The organism is Rhizobium sp. 05L429 (assembly GCF_056397645.1).
Genome location: NZ_JBFTNV010000038.1, coordinates 50,449 through 70,368, shown reverse-complemented (window position 1 = coordinate 70,368; position 19,920 = coordinate 50,449). Strand labels below are relative to the sequence as shown.

The following is a 19,920-nucleotide window of genomic DNA, read 5'->3' as shown; positions in this document are numbered from 1 at the left end:
CTGTCGCCTCAAGGACTGGAGGCGTGTCGCAACTCGATATGACAAGCTCATGCTCAACTTCGCGGCAACTTGCTACATCGCCGCCATCGTCATTTGGTGGGCCTGATTGAGTCTGGAGCCTAGAGCAATTGCAGCAAAAAATGCACTACGGTTTGCGTCCGGAATTGCGTGAAAACAAAGAGATAGAGCCYTTCGTGCTCAGGCGAGACGACCGACCGGAATGATCTCGCGCGCCTGCGCATGAAAGGGGCTCCCCTCCCAGTCGCCGTACCAGGCGTCGACGGTCAGCCCGGCATCGCGCATCAAGCCGGAGAGCTTGTCGCGCGACGTATAGAGGATTTTCGAGCGTCCGGAGAAGTGCTCGCCGGTCGAGAGCACGCGATAACCGTTCTCATAGGAAAGAATGCCGGTCGCCTCATCGTAATGCGACCTGTCGGAGGCCTCGATCGCACCGAGGTCTGCATGTTCGAGCTGGCGCACGCTGCCATGGCGTACATCGCGCTTCCCGCGGAAACCGGGATTACGCGTATCGAACACGAACCGGCCGGCCGGGCCGAGATGTGCGGCGATCGTCGCAAGGGCGGCGCGCTGGTCCTCTTCCGTCAGGAAGACCTGGAAGGCGTGCCCCGTCAGCACGATGAGATCATACCTCTTTCCGAGGCGAACGGTGCGAGCGTCACCCTCGACCCATTCCACCTTATCGCCACCCGCCCGCGACTTGCCGATATCGAGCATCGCTACAGCAGGATCGACGCCGGTGACGATACGCGTCGCGGCAAGGGCGGCCGTCAGTTCGCCGGTGCCGCAGCCGAGGTCAAGCGCAGACTGCGCGCCTTCCGCCAGCTTCATGCAGAAATCGAAATCCGGCCCCCAGCGATTGGCGGTATCGTAGAACTGTGCGAGCGCGGGGTCTCGATAGAGGGGATCATCGGAAATCTTGCTCATTCGCCTGAATTCTTCTCGCTGATGTAGAGATAGCGTTCCACTGTTTCGCCGGCCGCGTTCTGCTTGCTGAAGATCTCCCGTCGCTGATGCACCCGCCCGGCGACCTTCTGCGAGGGGAGATTTGCCAGGCTGACGATACTGACGAGGCGCAACAATCCCATGACTGAGAAGGCATGGTTGCGGCAGGCAGTCGCGGCCTCCGTGGCATAGCCCTTGCCCCAGTAATCCGGCCAGAGATGATAGCCTAGCTCCGGCTCCATTCCGCGCGATGTCTCCTGCAACGTGATCCCGCAGTCGCCGAGCAGATCGCCGCTCTTGCGATCGATCATCGCCCAGAGGCCAAAACCATTCTTCTCGTAGCTTTCAAAGGCGAGCCTGTTCAAGAAATCGCGCGTTGCCGCGGCATCTTTCACTGAAGGATAGTACCGCATGCACAGCGGGTCGCCGAAGATGCGTTCAAGCGCCGGCAGGTCCGCAACGGTGATTTCGCGCAACATCAGCCGATCGCTGCGCAGGATTTCCCGGATGATGGCCATTGTTTCATCCCTCTGTCATGGAGCGCGCCTAAGCCGCGCCCACTTCTTCAGTTCGCTTTATACGAGAGGTCCCGCCATGGCATCCGCAAAGATAAGCGTCATCGTCGTCGGCGCCGGCATTGTCGGCGCATCACTCGCCTTCCATTTCGCCCGCCGCGGGGCCGCCGTCCATGTGGTGGAAGAGGGCGCGCAGGCGGGCAGCGGCGTGACGGCGCGCGCCTTCGGCTGGGTGAATATCATCAATATCGCTCCGGGAGCGGTCAATTACCGCCTGGTGCAGGAGGCGCTCGCCGACTATGCCCGCCTGCAGGCCGATCTGCCGGATGCTTTTGTCGCCGCACGTCCCGGCTCGCTGTTCTGGCTTGGAGGTGCTGCCGAGACTGAGGCCTTCGCCGCAGCCCATCGCGCTGAAGGGACCGATGTCGAACTGGTAAATGCCGCGACCATCACCGCATGGGAGCCCAATCTACGCCAGCCTCCAGCCTGCGCCATGTTCTCGCCTCGCGATCTCGCGCTCGATCCTGCAAGGCTGGCGCGGGACCTGATCGATACCTCCGGTGCGACTGCCACGTTCGGCCGCAAGGTCGAAAACCTCATCCTTTCGGGTGACAGAGTGAGCGGTGTACGCTTCGCCGATGGCGGCATGGTCGAAGCCGATCTTGTGATCCTGGCAGGTGGAACCGCCGTTGACAAACTGGCAGAAAGCGTCGGCTTCCGCAGCGCCGTCGAAGCCTCGCCCTCGATCATCCTGCGCTATAGTTGCACCGCGCCCGTCGTAAACCGTATCCTCCGCGGCCCCGGCCTGGAAATCCGCCAGTCGGGGGATAACATACTGCATGTCGCCAAGGGCTATATCGACGATACGGCAGAGAATGCGCCGAAGAGGATTGGCGAACGGATACTCAAAGTGATGCACGAGCGCCTGCACCTGCCGGATGGCGTGGCGCTCGTCGAGGCTGCCGCAGGCTATAGGCCCTTCTTTTCCGACGGAATGCCGCGGCTTGGTTTCCTGCCCGGCATTGAGGGCGCCTATGTCGCCGTCGGCCATCCGGGCGTCATCCTGGCGCCGCTACTCGGGCGGCTCGCCGCAGAGCATGTGCTGGACGGGCAGCGTTCGCCGCTCGTACCGCTGCCGGCCTGATATGAAAAAAGCGGACCCGATGGGGTCCGTTTTTCCCTTATTTGCCGGGTTCGAAAACCATCGAATGCCCGTTGATGCAGTAGCGCAGGCCGGTCGGCGGCGGCCCGTCCGGGAAGACGTGGCCGAGATGGGCCTCGCAGGTGCCGCAGCGGATTTCCGTGCGCACCATGCCATAGGTGCTGTCGCGATGCTCGGTCACCGAGTCAGGGGAAACCGGCTCGAAATAGCTCGGCCAGCCGCATCCGGCATCGAACTTGGTGTCCGAGCGGAAGAGCGGCGCATTGCAGCTGACGCAGCGGTAGAGGCCGGTCTCGAAGGAATCCCAGTAGGGACCGGTAAAGGCGCGTTMGGTGCCGTGCTCGCGGGTGATACGGTACTGCTCGGGGGTCAGCAGTTCCTTCCATTCGGCATCGGTCTTGTGAACTTTCGGTGTAGCGGTCGTTTCGGCCATGGAGTGCTCCTTTCGCCGATGGGGGCAATCTCTTTCGTGCGCAAATGTGGTGCGCTGAGCGCGATTGATCAAGTCTGGGATCGGGCCTCGGGATCAAACCTTGCCGTCTCACCGCCCAATTCGCCATCTACTCAATTTGGGGGAAGACGACGAATCACCCGTGCTTTATCTTTAATGTGCCATTAAGCTTAATACTGCGTGTTTCGGGGACAAACGGTGTTTCACACTCTGATTATTGTTCTATACGGCGCAGTCGCCGCGATCGCCTTGGGCATGAGCCTGCTGGAAGGCTGGGTCAATCATGATCGCTGGACGGTGCACCGCATTGCCGGGCTGATCGCCTGCCTTTTCTGGCCGCTGCCGCTTGTTTTCTTCGTCCTGCACGGTTCCGTTTCCCGTCTCGCCACGCGTTTTTCCTGAACGTCAAACCTGCGAACACAGCCGCCTGCATCCATTGCGGGTTGCCGAAATCGCTTGAGGCTATCAGCCGATTCACCTAAGCCTTGGAAAAAGCCGGTTTTGCCGGCCTTCATCCGTGCTGCAGGGAGGGGACATGGCCGATGTCACGGCTCTGACATTTTTGGCCCTGTGTCTGCCGCTGATCGGTGCTCTCGCCGCTCCCGTCATCATCCGCCTCTTGGGCGCAGGCGGCGCCTGGGCGCTCGCTGTCGCCCCTTTGCTCGCCTTCCTGCATTTCCTGCGTCTCGTGCCGCAGATCGCGCGCGGCGAAATCGTAACCGGCGGTTATGACTGGGTGCCGGGCCTGGGCGTCCGCTTTTCCTGGTTCCTCGACGGATTGTCGCTCACCTTTGCTCTGTTGATTACCGGCATCGGCACGCTGATCGTGCTCTATGCCGGCGGATATCTCAAAGGCCATCCGGATCAGGGCCGGTTCTTCTCCTTCATCTTTCTCTTCATGGGCGCGATGCTGGGCGTCGTGATCTCCGACAGCTTCCTGATGTTCTTCATTTTCTGGGAGCTCACCTCGATCACCTCCTTCCTGCTGATTGGTTTCGATCATGAACGGGAAGCGGCACGACGCGCAGCACTCCAGGCGCTGGTCGTGACAGGCGGGGGAGGGCTGCTGCTGCTCGCCGGCTTGCTCATCCTCTGGGACATGACCGGCGTCGCGCAGCTATCCGACCTGCTGCAGTTCGGCGACGTCGTCAGGGGCAGCCCGCTCTACTTGGCGGCGCTGCTGCTGGTGCTCGGCGGCGCTTTCACCAAGTCGGCACAGTTTCCCTTCCATTTCTGGCTGCCGAACGCCATGGAAGCGCCGACTCCCGTTTCCGCCTATCTGCATTCCGCCACGATGGTGAAGGCCGGCGTCTATCTGCTGATGCGGCTGAACCCGGTCATGGGCGCGACGCCAGCATGGGAGGTCTTGCTGCCCGTCTTCGGTGGCCTGACGCTCGTTGTGGGCTCCGTGCTCGCCATACGCCAGACGGATCTGAAGCTGAAGCTTGCCTATACGACCGTTTCGTCCCTTGGCCTGCTGGTGATGCTGACCGGCTTCGGCTCGGCCTATGCCGTCGAAGCGGCGGTGCTTTATCTGGTGGCGCATTCGCTCTTCAAGGGAGCGCTCTTCATGGTCGCGGGTATCATTGACCATGAGACCGGCACGCGGAACATCACACGACTTCGGGGCCTGAGAAAGGCCATGCCGCTCACCTTTGCGATCGCCATAACCGCCGGAATGTCCATGGCCGGCCTGCCACCTTTCTTCGGCTTCCTGGCCAAGGAGGAAATCTATGCGGCACTTGCCGGTGGCGATCCCTATTCCATCCTCGCCACCGCAGTCGCCATTTTCGGCAATGCGTTGATGTTCGCGATCGCCTTTGCCGTGGCGCTGAGACCCTTCTTCGGCCCGCCGGTAGAGACACCGAAACATCCGCACGAGGCGCCGATCCTGCTCTGGTTCGGCCCGGCCGTTCTTGCTCTGGCAGGTCCGCTTGCCGCATTCTTTTCCGGCGTCACGAATCGCATGATTTCCTCGCCAATGGCTTCCGCCGTGGCGGGCCGGCCCATGGCAGTCTCCATTTCGCTTGTCCCTCATGTCGGCGTGCCGCTTGCCCTGTCCCTGCTGACGATAGTGCTCGGCATCGCCGTCTATTGGCAGCTCGATCGCGCCCGTGCGCTCGTGGCCTATATGCTGCGTTCCGCCCACGGCCCTGATCGTGGTTTCGATCACGCCATCGCCGGGCTTGTCCGTTTCGCCCATCGCGTCATCGGTATCGTCCAGCCGGGACGTCTGGATATCTACGTCGCCTGTACCTTCCTCTGCGTCGCGGCAATTCTGCTCGTGCCGCTCGTCACCCACGGCGAACTTCCGGCGACTTTTGTTTGGCCCAACGACCTGCGCCTGCATGAAGCCGGCATCATGCTCATCGCTGTGCTCGGCCTTCTTGCCGTCTTGATCGCCCGCGACCGGCTGACGGCGATCGTCTCGCTCGGCATTCAGGGTTTCGCTGTTGCGCTGATCTTCCTGCTCTTCGGCGCCCCCGACCTCGCTTTTACCCAGTTCATGGTCGAAACGCTCGCGGTCGTCATCCTCGCCCTCGTGATGACCCGGCTGCGCCTTTCACCGACCGATCCGCGCCACGGCGCCCGCCGTCTCTTCGATATCGCCCTTTCGCTCGCCTGCGGCCTGGGCTTGGCACTACTCCTGATGCGGGCCACGGAGGCGCCGTTCAACACGGCGCTCAGCGATTTTTTCAATGCCCATTCAAAGCTGATCGCCCACGGCGCCAATGTCGTGAACGTCATCATCGTCGATTTCCGCGGCACGGACACGCTCGGCGAAATCGCCGTCGTCGCGGTGACGGGACTGGCGATCCTCGCGCTCATCCGCATTCGCGGCAATACGGAGCGGCGGCTGGCAACGAACGATCCGGACGCGGAGGGCGCAGAATGATGTTTGCCAGCCCGCCGCGCTTTCCCAAGCTCCTTCATTCCTGTGCTTGTCACAGGAATCCAGTGTGTTCAGGTCCTTGGACACAGAAGACCCTTTCCCTTGTAGCGTATGAGTTGTTCACGGCGTGGACGCGCAGTGGCTGGATACCTGTGGCAAGCACAGGAAAGAGGGACAGAGGGTTGCCCCGGACAGACCACTTGAACGTTTGCAGTCGGTCTTCGGCCTATCCAGTTACGCCTCTTCATGGAGGCACGCCATGAACACCCTCATCTTCCGCACCATCGCCCCCTTCATCACCGCGCTGATGCTGCTTTTCTCCGTCTTCATCCTGCTGCGCGGCCACAACGAGCCCGGCGGCGGCTTCATCGGCGGGCTGATCGCAGCCTCGGCGCTCGCGATCTACGGCATTGCCTTCGGTGTGGAAGCAGTACGCCGGGCGATCCGCTTCCACCCGCTGGCGATTGCCGGCTTCGGGCTGCTGCTCTCCTGCCTCGCCGGCCTGATCTCCGTCCTCTTTGCCGTGCCCTTCATGACCGGCCTCTGGGTCTATCCCGTCCTCTTCGGTGTGGAAGTGCCGCTCTCGACGGTCATGCTGTTCGATCTCGGCGTCTATTTCGTCGTCCTCGGCGCAGTCGCCTCGATTGCGCTGGCACTGGAAGAAAGGGAGGTCGACTKATGGAAGCGCTTTTCGCCATCCTCGTCGGCCTGTTCTTTTCGGCCGCGGTCTATCTGATGCTGTCACGGTTCTCGATCCGCATCATGCTCGGCATTGCCATTCTCGGCAATGCCGTGAACCTTCTGATCTTCACGGCAGGAAGGCTGACCCGGGAAGTTCCGCCGATCATCCCCGCTGGCGCTGACATACTGCCATCGGGTGCCGCAAATCCGCTGCCGCAGGCGCTGATCCTGACCGCGATCGTCATCTCATTTTCCTTCCTCGCTTTCCTGCTGGTGTTGACCTATCGCGCCTATCAGGAGCTCGGCACTGACGATACGACCCGCATGCATGATGCCGAACCTGAAGACCGGCCGCTACCGCCGTTGGGGTATTGAGGATGGCTGTGCGGATGCTCACCCCCCTCTGCCCTGCCGGGCATCTCCCCCACAAGGGGGGAGATCGACCCGTGGCCCGACCTTCGCACATCGCTGACGTACTGCAGTTTGGGACGCTTCTTGTTTGGGGAAGCCCGCGCTTCCAGCCGATCTTCCCCCTCATGGGAGGCACCGCCTAATGGCCGCCCCCGTCTCCGATCTTTCTGCCGCCATGGTCACCGCTCCGATCCCGCTGGTCCATTGGCTGGCGATCCTGCCGGTCGCGCTTTGCATCAGCCTCGGCGCGCTGCTCTTGATGCTGCGCAGCTTTCCCCGCCTGCAGGCATGGATCGCCATTACCGGCCTCGCCGTTCTCGTGCTTCTCGACGCCGCTCTGCTGCGGCAGGTCGTCCAACACGGCCCGCTCACCATGGTCATGGGCCGCTGGCTGCCGCCCTTCGGCATCGCTTTCACAGTGGATATTCTGAGCGCGCTGATGGCGCTCGCTGCCGCTGTGGCGACCCTGGCCACCGGCATCTATGCTCTGTCGGATACGACCGAAAGCGGCCGGAGATACGGTTTCTTCCCGCTGCTGATGCTGCTGATATCAGGTGTCACTGGCGCCTTCCTGACCGGCGATATCTTCAACCTCTATGTCTGGTTCGAGGTGCTGCTCATATCCTCCTTCGGCCTGCTGATTCTTGGCTCCGAACGGGCGCAGATCGATGGCGCGCTGAAATATGCGGTGCTGAACCTCATCGCCACCACGCTGTTCCTGATATCGGTCGGCATCCTCTATGCGAGCTTCGGCACGCTCAACATGGCCGATATCGCCGAGCGGTCAGCGGGCCTTGCCGGCACCGCGCCCTTGATGACGCTTGCCTGCCTCTTTCTGCTCGCCTTCGCCATGAAGGCCGCGGCCTTTCCGGTCAATTTCTGGCTGCCGGCCTCCTATCACACGCCGCGCATTGCCGTTTCCGCGCTCTTTGCCGGCCTGCTGACCAAGGTGGGTGTCTATGCACTGCTGCGCGTCCTCGTCATGCTGCTGCCGGCCGAACGGGATGAACTCAGCCTGCTGATAGCCATAGTCGGTGCCCTGACCGTCCTCGTCGGCGCATTGGGCGCTCTCGCCGAAACCKACCTGCGCCGGCTGCTCGGCTATGTGGTGATCTCGGGCATCGGCAACATGCTGATCGGCGCTGCTCTTGGCACGGCGGACGGCCTGGGTGGCGCGGTCTTTTACGCATTGCATTCGGTCGTACTGATGACGGCGCTCTATCTTCTCGTCGGCGAGGCGGGAAGGCGGGGTGGCTCCTTCTCGCTTGCCGCGCTCGGTGGTCTCTATCGCCAGAACGGCTGGTTCGCGGCGATTTCGTTCATGCTGCTCTTCGCCGCCTGCGGCCTGCCGCCCTTTTCCGGCTTCTGGCCGAAAGTGCTGCTGGTCAAGGCCTCGCTCGATCTTGGTGCCTGGTGGCTGGCCGGCGCGATCCTGCTCGGCGGCTTCCTGCTGACGATCACCATCGGTCGTGTCTTCCTGCTCGCTTACTGGCGTCCATCCCCGCTGCTCCTGCCGCCGATGCGGACCGGCTGGACGGCCGGTTTGCCGCTTGCGGCATTGACGATCCTCGTCATCGGTTTCGGCATCCTGCCGGAGCAATTGCTGCAGCTCGTCCGGTCGGCAGCCGATGGGCTGGCGGATCCCTCCGCCTACATCTTCTCCGTCTTTCCGGAAGGGGCTCTGCAATGATCGTCCTGTTCCTCAGCCTGCCACTTGCCATCGCCTGGGTTGCCGTGACAGGCAGCGCTTCGCCGCATAATTTCGTTCTCGGCCTGGCCCTGTCGCTGCTGTCGCTTGCTGTCGTGCGTGAGGCCTTTGCCCGCCGTTCGCTGCCGCGCCGTATCCGTCCGCTGCGCGTCCTCCTGCTGGCCGGCCTTTTCCTGAAGGAGTTGGCGCTTTCCGCCTGGCGGGTGGCGCTGACGGTGCTGTCGCCGCGCATGCAGCTCGCGCCCGGCATTCTTGCATTCCCACTGAGCGTGACGAGCGATTTCCAGATCGCCCTGCTTGCCAATCTCATCACGCTGACGCCGGGAACACTCTCCGTCGATGTCTCCGAGGATCGGCGCACGCTCTATGTCCATGCACTGGATTGCGCCGATCCGGAGACGGTCAGGCGCGGCATTGCTGATGGTTTCGAACGCCGCATCATGGAGGCCTTCGGATGATAACGCCCGCCGCCATCGTTTCCGCCGCGGCCATAACAGCGCTTGGCATCCTCTGCCTTGCCTTGCTTGTCACCGTCTGGCGGGTCATCGTCGGCCCCAGCCTGCCGGATCGAATCCTGGCGCTCGACATGCTGACGGGTATCGCGATCGGCTTCATCGCCGTCGTCGCTGTGCGTACCGGCTTCTCGCTTTACATCGATATCGCCATTGCGCTCGGCCTCGTCGGCTTCCTGGCAACGGTCGCCTTCGCCCGTTTCGTGCTCTCGCGCGGAAAGGCGGGAGAAGCTGGGCCTGTGACGCGAAGGAGGAGCGAATGATGATGGACTACGCGCTGGCGATAATCACCGCGGTCCTGCTGGTGGCTGGCGCCTTGTTCGCGCTGGTGGCTGCGATCGGTATCGTGCGCTTGCCGGATCTCTACACGCGCATGCACGCCGCCTCCAAGGCCGGCACGGTCGGTTCCGGCCTGTTGTTGCTTGCCGCCGGTCTTTACTCAGGTGAACTTGCCGTGCTTGTGAGGGCGCTCGCCGGTTTCCTCTTTTTCATCTTGACGGCGCCGGTTTCTGCACACCTTCTTGCGAGAGCTTCGCATAAAACTGGACATTTCCCGGTCCTTACCTCAGTACGTGACGATATGCGAATACGCTAGGATGAGGGCTATTCAGAATTTTAAGCAATTTTACGCAAACTTATGCACTGGAAGCACGAGTAAAGCTTGCTGAACTGCTGACCAATTCTTTGTGATGGATTTTTTTTCTAGGAAAATCACAATTAATAATTGGCCTTTTTGGAAAACGATGCTATTTGAAAAACTAAGTAGAGTTCTGATTGTGAATTAGAATCGTACTGCTTCCAAGTCCCTTAGCCTTGATTGCCAATGTCTAACTGGGTGATGGCCTGGAAGAATACRTAGTAGCTCACTTTCAGGCAGTATTAGCGCAGAAATACGGTCTTCGGAATCTAGGGGTGGATTTCCGGTTTTTCGAAACAAAGGCTGCTGCCTGCTCTTTTGCTGTTTGGCTCTGCGACGAGGGTTCTTTGTCTTTTGGGAGAAGGACCATTTGAGCATGCTAACAGGAGAAAGAATATGACGGATATGGCGACCGGCAATGCGCCGGAGCTGCTTGTGGAACTGACGGCCGATATCGTCGCGGCCTATGTCAGCAACCACGTTGTCCCGGTCAGCGACCTGGCCAATCTGATTTCCGACGTACATTCGGCATTGAGCAACACATCCGTACCGCAGCCGGTGGCAGCGGTCGTCGAAAAGCAGAAGCCCGCAGTCTCTGTCCGCAAGTCCGTACAGGACGAGCAGATTACGTGCCTGGAATGTGGCGGCAACTTCAAGTCCTTGAAGCGTCACCTGATGACGCATCACAATCTCGCGCCGGAAGAATATCGCGAGAAGTGGGATCTGCCTGCCGATTACCCGATGGTGGCCCCAGCCTATGCCGAAGCGCGCTCGCGCCTCGCAAAGGAAATGGGCCTGGGACAGCGCCGCAAGCGCGGTCGCGGCTGAATATTATACAGCTGGACGATAAAAAGCCGGGCCTGTTGCCCGGCTTTTTTGTATTTGCCGGTCGTCCCATCGAATGACTTTCGGCCCTCGTCATTTATCTTCAAAAAAAGCACGGCAAAAAATGTCGGCCCCGCGATTGCTCATCCGTCTCTAGAGCATGTCGCGCAAAAGTGCGCAGCGGTTTTGCGTTCGGAATTGCGTGAAAGCAAAGAGATCGGGCATCTCCGTGTTTCGAAGAAAGCGGAGATCTCAGACAGGCAGGCACTCATGCCGCCGTAAACAAGAGGAGAAGAGACAATGCGCGTAATGGTCATCGTCAAGGCGACAGCAKACAGTGAAGCAGGCGTCATGCCCTCGACTGAACTTCTGGAGGCCATGGGCAAATATAACGAGGATCTGGTCAATGCCGGCATCATGCTGGCTGGCGAAGGCCTGCATCCGTCGTCCAAGGGAAAGCGCGTCGCTTTCGATGGCCCGAAACGCCTCGTCATCGACGGCCCCTTCGCCGAAACCAAGGAACTGATCGCCGGTTACTGGCTGTGGCAGGTCAAGGACATGGACGAGGTGTTGGAATGGATCAAGCGTTGCCCCAATCCGATGCCAGGCCCGAGYGAAATCGAGATACGCCAGGTCTTCGAAGCCGCTGATTTCGGCGAAGCCTTCACGCCGGAGCTTGCCGAACAGGAAGAGCGCCTGCGCGAAAAGATGGCTGACGGCAAATAGTCCCATCAGGGGACATTATACACGGGCGTCCGGTGGATTTCCTCCGGGCGCTCAGCCGTGTGTCTTGCAGCTCTGTATTATACCGATCACGCGCCCTCAGGCGGCAGCGCGTACACGCGCTTCCTCGCGGATGCGGTTTACCATGGAGCGCAGCCCGTTGGAGCGCTGCGAGGAGAGGTTTTCGGTGAGCCCGATCTTGGAGAAGATTTCGAAGGCATCAAGCGAAGCGATTTCGGACGCCGTTTTGCCGGAATAGGTGGCGAGCACGATGGCGACGAGGCCACGCACGATATGCGCATCGGAATCGCCCTCGAAACTCATCAGCGGATTGTCCGGATTGCCGGACGTATGCGTTACCAGCCACACCTGGCTGGCGCAGCCCATGACCTTGTTCTCGGAGGTCTTCTTCTCGTCGGCCAGGTCCGGCAGCGCCTTGCCGAGTTCGATGACGTATCGGTAGCGGTCTTCCCAGTCGTCCAGGAAGGAGAAATCGTCGATGATCTGGTCGAGGGTCGCCATGCTGTCAGGCCTTTCAGTGTTATCCGTTCATATAGGCGAAGCGACCGCAGATTTGAACCGTTAAAAAGAAAAGCCGCGAGGGATGGGCATCCTCGCGGCGCAGCAAAATGCTGAAATAAACAGGGCAGGCACGTCAGGCATGGGGCATCTCCGCGTCATGCGGACCACCGATGCAAGCTTGGATACGGGCGGCGTCGCCCGCAAAAATTTGTCAGATCGCCGGCTTCGGTGTCGGCAGCGGGATCGCGCCGGCCGGAATGGTGCCAGCCGAGATAGTGCCGGTCACGACCCGTTCGGCGGAAACACCCTCGTCTACCGGCGGGCGGTAGGGCTGCGGCAGGTGCGGCATCGGCTGGCTCAGCGCAGCCTGTGCCTCACGCACGGTATTGGTCACGGMGTCCGGCAGGGAAGGAGCGGCGAGCGCCACGGGCGCTTGCGGCACGGCCGACTTTGCGGAAGCCATTTTGGATGCATCGTCCGTGAACTGGCTGTCGAGCAGTTCATAGGCGACACGGGCGCCCTCGCGGGCCCGGTAGCCGAGAGCCGTCAAGGTCTCAGCACCCTTGCTGCAGACCTCGGGTTTTTCGGAGCACATGCCGGTCATATAGTCATAGGCGCCGCTTGCCGCCGTGAAGGCGTCGGAAAGCTGCAATTGCGTGTGGCCGGTATTGTCGCGGCTCTCCGAGCTGAAAACCGAGAGAGCGACGAGTACAAGGCCAAACCAGAATGATCCTTTGATCAGAAACCACATTGTCTTGCCCATCCTGTTTCCCCGTTCGGTCTTGTTGCCGAATCGGGCCGGTTGTCCGGTGTGTTTTCACCCTACCGCCAAGTTGCGAATGCCGCTTTTCGAAACTCGCTGGCATTTGCGGCAAATTTGTCTCGAATTTTAATGATCGGCATTTTCGGGGCATTTCAGTCGAATTCTAACGATCGCCGTTAAGCATGGTGGCAGTCGCTGCCTGCAATTGCTGGGCTTTTGGTCCGCMGTCTTGCCACAAGAGTTAACGCAATGCTGAAATATGAGGAAAATCCGTCGCTTACCTGCTATTAACCACAAAATTCAAAGAGCATTGCGGATGGCCCAAAACGGGACTTTTGGCGTTTTTGGGCTGTGGAGGGCGACTTTGCCTTATCCTTTCTTTAAGCCGCGAGGGCCTATTGTCCGGGTCAATGAAAGGCCTTTTTGGCAGGTATTGCGTGCGTGTATTGAGTGACATTGGCGGCCGGGCGACAGCCCTCGTGGACCGGGCAGCGGCAGGCTGGCTTTCCCGGACGAGCGGCGGCGAAGCTGTGCGCCAGAGCGAGCTCGCCATTCTGCGCCGCCTCGTCTTCCTCTCCTCTGCCGCTCTTATTGCCGCTCCGGTCGGCCTCTCCATCGTCACCAGCCCCGCTGTTGCGCTACCGGCCGGTGTCGCCACGGTCTGCGCCGCCTTCCTGTTTTCTGCCGTCGGCAGCATCGCGCTTTCCCGCCAGGCTATCCCCCCGAACACAGCAGCAGCGAGCGCCGACGATCTCTTCCTTGAAATGAGCCCGGGTCTCGTGCTCTTCCTCGACCCTCATGGCGCTGTGACGACGGCGGGTGGCCGCGACAAGCGCGACTATCTCACCTGGATGCGCGATCTGAAGGGCAGGGGTTTCTTCGAACAGGTCCATGTCTCCGACCGCATCCTCTTCCTGCAGGCGCTGGATGCCATGCGCCAGGGCGAGGAAAAGGCAACCGTCGATCTCAGGCTGGAACGTCCCTCCGTCTCGCGCGATAACCGCCAGTTCGCCTATCTGCGCATGGACATGACCGCGCGACGGGATATGGACGGCGTGCTTTCGGCCGTCATTGCCCAGTTGCATGACGTGTCGGTGGAGCAACGGCTTCGCGCCGAGGCGCAGACGCGTGCGGCCGACGCGGAATCGGCCAATGACGCCAAGTCCCGTTTCCTCGCCGCCGTCAGCCACGAGCTGCGCACACCGCTGAACGCCATCCTTGGCTTCTCGGATATCCTGATCGGCGAATATTTCGGCAAGTTCGAAAACGACCGCCAGCGCGAATATGTCGGCCTGGTCCGTGAATCCGGCGCGCACCTGCTCTCCGTCGTCAACACGATGCTGGACATGAGCAAGATCGAGGCCGGCCGTTATGACCTGCTGCTCGAGCCTTTCGATATCGGTGCGTCGATCCGATCCTGTGAATCGATGCTGGYGCTGCAGGCCAAGAGCAAGGGTGTCACTCTGACGAACCGCGTCCAGCGCGGCATCGGCGAAGTGATGGCCGATCAGCGCGCATTGCAGCAGATCCTCATCAATCTCGTCGGCAATGCCGTGAAGTTCACCGAAGCCGGTGGCGTGGTCACCGTCGATGCGGCCATGCGCGACGGCATTCTCAAGCTGACAGTCAGCGATACCGGCATCGGCATTCCCGCCGACAGGCTCGCCACACTCGGCCAACCTTTCGTCCAGATTCAGAATGATTATACCCGCCGTTTCGAGGGCACGGGTCTTGGCCTCTCGCTGGTCAAGGGACTTGTCGCCCTGCATGGCGGCCATTTTGCCATCGCCAGCCAGCCGGGCGAAGGCACCATCATCACCATCGAGATCGCGGCGGATGGTTCCGGCGCCTGCACCGGCGAGGATGCCGGCCATGCGGGGGCGGTCGAGTTTCCGCCACGGCTGAAGGGTGCGGTTGTCGCCGCAGAAGTGGAGGAGGGGCTCTTCGATGGCCGCGCGCAAGCGAAAATCGCCTAAGGGCAAGAAGGCGCGGCAGCAGCCGGGCCTTTTGATGACCAGTGTGGCGGCGCTTGGTGGCGTCGGCCTGCAGGGCGCGAGTGCGCTGGGCGGCCTCGGCCTTCAGGGCGCAGGTGTGCTTGGCGGCGTCATCGGCCGCAATCCCTCCGTTGCCGGTGGCACGATCGCCTTCGTCGTCATCTTCTCTTTCGTCGCCGCCAATGCGCTCTGGTATCAGCCGGGCTCGCACCCGCATCCGATCTTCCGCACCCGCGATCCGGGCGCGCCGAACGCCATCGGCTTCCGTCCGCAGACCGAGCCGCAGGGCGATGTCACCACTTTCCGCATCGAGCGGCCGGACGATGCCGGCGCAACGACAGATACGACACCGCCTGCTGCAGCCGCCCAGCAGCCGAACCAGCTCGTCATGGATATCCAGAAGGAGCTGATCCGCCGCGGCCTTTATAACGGCAATGCCGACGGCGTCATCGGCCCGCGCACCAGTGCGGCCATCCTCTTCTTCGAGGAAACGGTCGGTATGGCGCAGAGCGGGGATGCGACGCCTGATGTGCTCGCAGCGCTCAGAACCGATGCTGTCGGCCCCTCGACCATTCCCGCCGAAAAACCGCGGGAGGATGTGACGTCGAAGGCGACGGAGGAAGATCCGGTGGCAGCCGCCATCCGCAGCGCCGAAAAGACCGTCAAGACGGCGCCGTCCTCGCCGAAGCAGGTTCCGCTGTMAGGAATTTCCAATGTCGATCTGGTGCTGAAGATCCAGAAGGGCCTCACCAACATGGCCTACGCAAATGTCGGCGTCGATGGAGTGGCAGGCGAACAGACCCGCGCTGCCATCAAACATTTCCAGAAGCACTACAACTTGCCGGAAAATGGCGAGCCAAGTGAAGCCGTGCTGAAGAAGCTCAAGGAAATCGGCGCGCTCTAGGTCAGATCAAAGCCGTGCTGCGCATCACGGCGCCTATTGCCTGATCAACTCCCTTATCCGCTCCACTGGCGAATTGCCGGACCGGGGGCCGAAGCACCTTGGCCTCATCGCCGATATCGACCAGTCGGCCCATTTCCAAACCGGATGAACCTTCGGCCCTTCATTCCCTGTCGTCAAACTTGCCGCGCCAGGGCTGGCGGCCTGTTCGACAGCCGCAGGAGACGGTAGTCGACGGTCGGCACCCGTCCTTCGACATCGACCACCTCTTCGATCGGGCCGATATTGACGGCCGCCGATGTCCGGTAGCGTTTCGGCGCAATGCCGGTTACGCGCTTGAAGGCGTTGCTGAAGGCGCTTTCGGAAGTATAGCCGAGCGAAAGCGCCAGCGAGGAAACGGGCGTCGAGCCCTCGCGCAACGCCCGTTCGGCAAGACGCATGCGCCAGGCGGTGAGATAGGTGAGCGGAGCGACGCCCGCGACCGTCTTGAAGCGCAGCGCAAAGCTGGTGCGCGACATGCCGGCCGATTTCGCCAATTCCGAAAGTTGCCAATCGTGCGCCGGGTCCGCATGCATGAGGCGCAGCGCCGGCGCAATCTTTTCGTCGCCGAACGCGCGCAGCCAGCCGACGGTCAGCGGCTCCGATGTCATGATATGGGCGCGCAGCACCTGCACGAAGATGAGCTGCGAAAGCTGGGTGGAGGCAAGCAGCGCGCCCGGCTGGCCTGCCGCCATTTCCCGCACCAGCTGGTCGAGCAGCCAGCGCAGCACGCCGGCTTCCGCAACGGTCGCCCGCACATGGATGACCGGCGGCAGCACGTCGAGCAGCAGCGCCGTACCGGTCGGACCAAGCGCGATATGGCCGCCGATATAGAGGAAGTCCTCGCCGGTGCCGTGCCGCGCCATGCCATTGACCTTCTTGTCCTTGAAGGTTGTGACGGCATCGGCCGGCGTCACCGCAAGATCGGTTGCCAGCACGAAGGAATGCTTGCCGTTGAGCAGGACTACGTCGCCGGCTTCGAGCAGGATCGGCGCGCTGCCATTGTCCAGCACCAGCCAGCACCGGCCCTTGGCCACCGCGCTGATCTTGATGCGGTTCGGCTGCGGAAAGGCGAGTGCCCAGGGGCCGCCGGCAATCAGCCCGCCGGCCATCAGGCAGCGGGCATCGAGCAGACTGAGCATTTCGGAGAGAGGATCACTGGTCATCTTTGTACGATGGCGCAAGAAATCGGGATTTACAAGCATTCAGAATCCCGCTTGCCGGACGTAGATGTTGTCCGACTAGAAAGGAAACACTCGATGTCCACTCCACAAGCTCCCATCGGCTCCGGCTTCGGCGCAGCGTCTACGGCGGAAGAAGTGATTGCCGGCCACGATCTCTCGGGCAAGGTGGCGATCGTCACGGGCGGTTATGCCGGCCTTGGCCTCGAAACTGCCCGCGTGCTGGCAGCGGCCGGCGCCAAGGTTATMGTGCCCGCCCGCAATATCGAGAAGGCCAGGGCCGCGGCCGAAATCGTTCCCGGCCTGCAGCTCGGTTACATGGACTTGATGGATCCCAACTCCATCGACGATTTCGCCGATCGTTTCCTGGAAGACGGTGAGCCGCTGCATTTCCTCATCAACAACGCCGCCGTCATGGCCAACCCACTGACGCGCGACAGCCGCGGCTACGAATCGCAGTTTTCCACCAACCATCTCGGCCACTTCCAGCTCGCCGCCCGCCTCTGGCCGGCGCTGGTGAAGGCCGAAGGCGCCCGCGTCGTTGCCGTCTCCTCACGCGGTCATGTCCGCTCCGGCGTCGATTTCGACGATCCGATGTTCGACAGCCGCGAATACCAGCCCTATGTCGCCTACGGCCAGTCGAAAACGGCCAATGCGCTTTTTGCCGTCTCTCTGGATGCTTTAGGCGCAAGAGACGACGTGCGCGCCTTCTCGCTGCATCCGGGCGGCATCGTCACGACCGATCTCATCCGTCACCAGTCGCGTGAATATCTGCTCGCGAGCGGCTATATGGATGCCGACGGCAACCCGGTCATCGACCCCGAGAACAACAAGAAGACCATCGCCCAGGGTGCGGCAACCACCATCTGGTGCGCCGTCAGCGACAAGCTCGATGGCATGGGCGGCGTCTATTGCGAAAACTGCGATATCGCCAAGGCCGTGCCCGGTGACTCCGAGGAGTTGCTCGGTGTGCGTCCCTGGGCGACCGACCCKGAACTTGCCGAACGACTCTGGCAGATGAGCGAAAGGCTGACCGGCCTCACACAGAGCTGAAGCCTTGCGACCTAAGTCTAATCCCCGATATTCTTAGTCAATTGTTAACCATGTTGCTTGAAGCTTCTCTAATATAGCTTGGGGGAGCTCGATCATGCAGGCGCTGAAGGCGGTGGAGGAGAATGCCGCAAGTCCAGTCTATGAACCGGATGGGCCGGATCGCGCCGCGCTGCGCCATATCCTCTCGCGCCTTGCCGAAGAGGCCTCTACGCTCGGCGTCGATCTCGTTGATATTGCCGGCGCCATCCAGGACATGGCGGCAATGTCCGCCCGCCATGTCGCCGCCTTCGATGATGTCACCCGCACGGCCCTGTCGATTGCCGAGACCAACCGCTCCGTCGCCGTTTCCCTTCGTGAGACCGATAGTACCGCCTCCGAAGCCCGCCATATGCTGAAGGAATCGGCCGATCGCCTGTCCGGCTCGGTCGAGGAAATCCGCCACATGGTTCAGTCCTCCGAAGAGATCAGTACGGAAATCTCCGACTTCTCCCGCTCGCTGACCGATGTGGATGAGGTGGCCGCCGAGATCAGCACCATCGCCCGCCAGACCAATCTTCTGGCGCTCAATGCGGCGATCGAGGCCGCCCGCGCCGGCGAGACGGGCAAGGGCTTTGCCGTCGTCGCCTCTGAGATCCGCGCTTTGTCGCTGCAGACCTCCAAGGCGACGGGCGCCATTCAGGAAACGCTGGAGCGGCTTCGCGTCAAGATCGACCGTCTCTCGACTGTCGGCGGCGGCGCGCGCAAGAGTGCTGCTGGCGTCAGCGAAAAATCCGAGACGATGCGCGGCGCCTTCGAAAGCATGGAGCATGTGATTACCCGCATCCTCGATAGCTCCGCCGTCATGGCCAATACGACCGAGGCCGTGGACCGCGATTGCGCCGGCTTCGTCGCCAAGCTCGGCGAAATGTCGGCCGAAGTGCTCGATTCCAACTGCCGGCTGCAGCAGGCGGCAAAACGCGTCGACAGTGTCGTCGGCCTGTCGGAAACGCTGATCCAACTGACCGCGAGCGCCGGTGTCGAGACAGCCGACCGCCACTGGATCGAACAGGCGCAATCCGTCGCCGCCCGGATATCCCATGCCCTGGAGCGTGTGGTCGCAGAGGGTGGGATCGGCATGGAGAGTCTGTTCAGCCGCCACTATCATCCCATTCCCGGAACCGATCCGGTGCAGATGATGACGCCTTTCACCGAGCTCGCCGACCGCCTGCTGCCGCCGATCCAGGAGCCGGCGGCGGCTTCCGACGAGTGCATCGCCTTCTGTGCCGCTGTCGATGGAAACGGCTACCTGCCGACCCATAACAAGAAGTTCTCGCAGCCGCAGAAGCCGGGCGACACCATCTGGAATACGGCCAACTGCCGCAACCGCCGCATCTTCAACGATCGCGTCGGCCTGGCCGCCGGCAGAAGCACCGCTCCCTTCCTCGTCCAGACTTACCGTCGGGACATGGGCGGCGGCAATTTCGTCATGATGAAGGATATTTCCGCCCCGATCACTGTCCGCGGCAGGCATTGGGGCGGCTTGCGGCTGGCGGTAAAGGTATAGCGTTGCCGCCACTTGCCGCGCGGTCTATACCGCGCTCATGAGATTACGCGCCGACATCTATGTTTCCGCTCTCGTCCGCCGGGTTTTCTCTGCGGGCGATTTTGCTGYCGTAGAGAAGAAGGGTGCCGAGGAAGCCGGCGCGATCTTCATTCGCCAGCGCTTCCGCGACGGTCTCGAGACCCTTTATGCGCCCGCTCCACAGAGCTTCTTCGATGAGGAGAGCAGCGGCGACCGCCTCTTCGAAATCCGGCTCGAACGCGCCGAGCCGGACAAGGTGCGGGAGATGCTGGACCGCGAGCGCAAGTTCGACCCAGATCTCTGGATCGTCGAGCTGGAGACAGACAAGGTCTCGGAACTTATCCCGATGGCCGGCTGACGGCCTGCCTTGAATTTACGCCAATTCCCGCCTAGTTTACTGCCATCCGCAATACCAACAGGATGTG

General features: G+C 61.6%; 22 protein-coding genes and 1 pseudogene. 17 read left to right on the top strand and 6 right to left on the bottom strand.

Translation table 11 applies throughout. The features are described 5' to 3' along the window. A pseudogene (locus tag AC1DNW_RS29950) lies at positions 1–106 on the top strand (IS5/IS1182 family transposase); the annotation flags it as partial. A gap of 92 nt (positions 107–198) precedes the next feature. On the opposite strand, the gene AC1DNW_RS29945 reads toward AC1DNW_RS29950, so the two are convergent. Continuing rightward, the gene (locus tag AC1DNW_RS29945; RefSeq protein ID WP_113310024.1) at positions 199–945 is read right to left on the bottom strand and encodes a class I SAM-dependent methyltransferase; all 747 of its coding nucleotides are present in this window, start codon (positions 943–945) and stop codon (positions 199–201) included. Beyond that, on the bottom strand, positions 942–1,481 hold the full coding sequence (locus tag AC1DNW_RS29940) for a GNAT family N-acetyltransferase (RefSeq protein ID WP_113301655.1): 540 nt from the start codon (positions 1,479–1,481) through the stop codon (positions 942–944). Before AC1DNW_RS29940 ends, AC1DNW_RS29945 begins: the two co-directional genes overlap by 4 nt. Before the next feature lie 76 nt (positions 1,482–1,557). On the opposite strand from AC1DNW_RS29940, the gene AC1DNW_RS29935 reads away from it, so the two are divergent. Beyond that, positions 1,558–2,622, top strand: a complete 1,065-nt coding sequence (locus AC1DNW_RS29935; protein ID WP_162748545.1) for an FAD-dependent oxidoreductase — start codon at positions 1,558–1,560, stop codon at positions 2,620–2,622. A 37-nt stretch (positions 2,623–2,659) separates the two neighbouring features. Here AC1DNW_RS29935 and msrB read toward each other — a convergent pair whose 3' ends face one another. Further along, entirely contained in the window at positions 2,660–3,073 is a 414-nt protein-coding gene (msrB, locus tag AC1DNW_RS29930) for a peptide-methionine (R)-S-oxide reductase MsrB (protein WP_477855274.1), read from the bottom strand. Between the two features lie 216 nt (positions 3,074–3,289). Between msrB and AC1DNW_RS29925 the strand changes: the two genes are divergently transcribed. From AC1DNW_RS29925 to AC1DNW_RS29880, 10 genes are all read left to right on the top strand, one after another. Further along, positions 3,290–3,493, top strand: coding sequence for a hypothetical protein (locus AC1DNW_RS29925; RefSeq protein ID WP_113301590.1), 204 nt, complete (start codon positions 3,290–3,292; stop codon positions 3,491–3,493). 133 nt (positions 3,494–3,626) lie between these two features. Next, positions 3,627–5,987: a putative monovalent cation/H+ antiporter subunit A gene (locus tag AC1DNW_RS29920; RefSeq protein WP_113310027.1), complete on the top strand. Its 2,361-nt coding sequence runs from the start codon at positions 3,627–3,629 to the stop codon at positions 5,985–5,987. Positions 5,988–6,243: 256 nt separating this feature from the next. Further along, positions 6,244–6,720, top strand: coding sequence for a Na+/H+ antiporter subunit B (locus AC1DNW_RS29915; RefSeq protein ID WP_477855273.1), 477 nt, complete (start codon positions 6,244–6,246; stop codon positions 6,718–6,720). Next, on the top strand, positions 6,663–7,040 hold the full coding sequence (locus AC1DNW_RS29910; RefSeq protein ID WP_113301593.1) for a Na+/H+ antiporter subunit C: 378 nt from the start codon (positions 6,663–6,665) through the stop codon (positions 7,038–7,040). The genes AC1DNW_RS29915 and AC1DNW_RS29910 overlap by 58 nt, the downstream gene beginning before the upstream one ends. Positions 7,041–7,218: 178 nt before the next feature. After that, entirely contained in the window at positions 7,219–8,766 is a 1,548-nt protein-coding gene (locus AC1DNW_RS29905; RefSeq protein WP_477855272.1) for a Na+/H+ antiporter subunit D, read from the top strand. Beyond that, a complete protein-coding gene (locus tag AC1DNW_RS29900) occupies positions 8,763–9,242 on the top strand; it encodes a Na+/H+ antiporter subunit E (RefSeq protein WP_113310030.1) in 480 nt (159 codons plus the stop codon). The genes AC1DNW_RS29905 and AC1DNW_RS29900 overlap by 4 nt, the downstream gene beginning before the upstream one ends. After that, the gene (locus tag AC1DNW_RS29895; protein ID WP_113310031.1) at positions 9,239–9,559 is read left to right on the top strand and encodes a cation:proton antiporter; all 321 of its coding nucleotides are present in this window, start codon (positions 9,239–9,241) and stop codon (positions 9,557–9,559) included. The genes AC1DNW_RS29900 and AC1DNW_RS29895 overlap by 4 nt, the downstream gene beginning before the upstream one ends. Next, the gene (mnhG, locus tag AC1DNW_RS29890) at positions 9,559–9,891 is read left to right on the top strand and encodes a monovalent cation/H(+) antiporter subunit G (RefSeq protein ID WP_113310076.1); all 333 of its coding nucleotides are present in this window, start codon (positions 9,559–9,561) and stop codon (positions 9,889–9,891) included. The genes AC1DNW_RS29895 and mnhG overlap by 1 nt, the downstream gene beginning before the upstream one ends. A 438-nt stretch (positions 9,892–10,329) precedes the next feature. After that, positions 10,330–10,761: a Ros/MucR family transcriptional regulator gene (locus AC1DNW_RS29885; RefSeq protein ID WP_007821525.1), complete on the top strand. Its 432-nt coding sequence runs from the start codon at positions 10,330–10,332 to the stop codon at positions 10,759–10,761. A 297-nt stretch (positions 10,762–11,058) separates the two neighbouring features. After that, on the top strand, positions 11,059–11,484 hold the full coding sequence (locus tag AC1DNW_RS29880; protein WP_477855271.1) for a YciI family protein: 426 nt from the start codon (positions 11,059–11,061) through the stop codon (positions 11,482–11,484). Positions 11,485–11,580: 96 nt separating this feature from the next. Here the strand turns inward: AC1DNW_RS29880 and AC1DNW_RS29875 are convergent, their stop codons facing one another. Together AC1DNW_RS29875 and AC1DNW_RS29870 are read right to left on the bottom strand one after the other, a co-directional pair. Further along, positions 11,581–12,003: a SufE family protein gene (locus AC1DNW_RS29875; protein WP_113310033.1), complete on the bottom strand. Its 423-nt coding sequence runs from the start codon at positions 12,001–12,003 to the stop codon at positions 11,581–11,583. Positions 12,004–12,214: 211 nt separating this feature from the next. Then, positions 12,215–12,754 carry a DUF5330 domain-containing protein gene (locus AC1DNW_RS29870; RefSeq protein WP_477855270.1) on the bottom strand — a complete coding sequence of 180 codons (540 nt, stop codon included), beginning with the start codon at positions 12,752–12,754 and terminating at the stop codon, positions 12,215–12,217. A 422-nt stretch (positions 12,755–13,176) separates the two neighbouring features. Here AC1DNW_RS29870 and AC1DNW_RS29865 point away from each other — a divergent pair, with 422 nt between their 5' ends. Next, complete coding sequence (locus tag AC1DNW_RS29865) at positions 13,177–14,742, top strand: sensor histidine kinase (protein ID WP_477855269.1); 1,566 nt, start codon at positions 13,177–13,179, stop codon at positions 14,740–14,742. Next, on the top strand, positions 14,714–15,664 hold the full coding sequence (locus AC1DNW_RS29860) for a peptidoglycan-binding domain-containing protein (protein ID WP_477855268.1): 951 nt from the start codon (positions 14,714–14,716) through the stop codon (positions 15,662–15,664). Before AC1DNW_RS29865 ends, AC1DNW_RS29860 begins: the two co-directional genes overlap by 29 nt. Positions 15,665–15,837: 173 nt before the next feature. On the opposite strand, the gene AC1DNW_RS29855 is transcribed toward AC1DNW_RS29860, so the two are convergent. Further along, entirely contained in the window at positions 15,838–16,905 is a 1,068-nt protein-coding gene (locus AC1DNW_RS29855; RefSeq protein ID WP_113310035.1) for an AraC family transcriptional regulator, read from the bottom strand. A gap of 54 nt (positions 16,906–16,959) precedes the next feature. Between AC1DNW_RS29855 and AC1DNW_RS29850 the strand changes: the two genes are divergently transcribed. The 3 genes from AC1DNW_RS29850 to AC1DNW_RS29840 all read left to right on the top strand — a co-directional run bounded on the left by AC1DNW_RS29850 (position 16,960) and on the right by AC1DNW_RS29840 (position 19,853). Further along, positions 16,960–17,934 carry an oxidoreductase gene (locus tag AC1DNW_RS29850; RefSeq protein WP_113310036.1) on the top strand — a complete coding sequence of 325 codons (975 nt, stop codon included), beginning with the start codon at positions 16,960–16,962 and terminating at the stop codon, positions 17,932–17,934. Between the two features lie 94 nt (positions 17,935–18,028). Next, positions 18,029–19,477, top strand: a complete 1,449-nt coding sequence (locus tag AC1DNW_RS29845; RefSeq protein WP_113310037.1) for a methyl-accepting chemotaxis protein — start codon at positions 18,029–18,031, stop codon at positions 19,475–19,477. Between the two features lie 37 nt (positions 19,478–19,514). Further along, the gene (locus AC1DNW_RS29840) at positions 19,515–19,853 is read left to right on the top strand and encodes a DUF1491 family protein (RefSeq protein WP_477855267.1); all 339 of its coding nucleotides are present in this window, start codon (positions 19,515–19,517) and stop codon (positions 19,851–19,853) included. Positions 19,854–19,920: the final 67 nt, after the last annotated feature.

Bases quoted from the DNA above. Each gene is read 5' to 3' on its own strand.
- mnhG (WP_113310076.1), top strand. From the start codon at position 9,559: ATGATGGACTACGCGCTGGCGATAATCACCGCGGTCCTGCTGGTGGCT.
- AC1DNW_RS29855 (WP_113310035.1), bottom strand. From the start codon at position 16,905: ATGCTTGTAAATCCCGATTTCTTGCGCCATCGTACAAAGATGACCAGT.
- AC1DNW_RS29935 (WP_162748545.1), top strand. From the start codon at position 1,558: ATGGCATCCGCAAAGATAAGCGTCATCGTCGTCGGCGCCGGCATTGTC.
- AC1DNW_RS29910 (WP_113301593.1), top strand. From the start codon at position 6,663: ATGGAAGCGCTTTTCGCCATCCTCGTCGGCCTGTTCTTTTCGGCCGCG.
- AC1DNW_RS29875 (WP_113310033.1), bottom strand. From the start codon at position 12,003: ATGGCGACCCTCGACCAGATCATCGACGATTTCTCCTTCCTGGACGAC.
- AC1DNW_RS29920 (WP_113310027.1), top strand. From the start codon at position 3,627: ATGGCCGATGTCACGGCTCTGACATTTTTGGCCCTGTGTCTGCCGCTG.
- AC1DNW_RS29885 (WP_007821525.1), top strand. From the start codon at position 10,330: ATGACGGATATGGCGACCGGCAATGCGCCGGAGCTGCTTGTGGAACTG.
- AC1DNW_RS29895 (WP_113310031.1), top strand. From the start codon at position 9,239: ATGATAACGCCCGCCGCCATCGTTTCCGCCGCGGCCATAACAGCGCTT.
- AC1DNW_RS29945 (WP_113310024.1), bottom strand. From the start codon at position 945: ATGAGCAAGATTTCCGATGATCCCCTCTATCGAGACCCCGCGCTCGCA.
- AC1DNW_RS29940 (WP_113301655.1), bottom strand. From the start codon at position 1,481: ATGGCCATCATCCGGGAAATCCTGCGCAGCGATCGGCTGATGTTGCGC.
- AC1DNW_RS29900 (WP_113310030.1), top strand. From the start codon at position 8,763: ATGATCGTCCTGTTCCTCAGCCTGCCACTTGCCATCGCCTGGGTTGCC.
- AC1DNW_RS29845 (WP_113310037.1), top strand. From the start codon at position 18,029: ATGCAGGCGCTGAAGGCGGTGGAGGAGAATGCCGCAAGTCCAGTCTAT.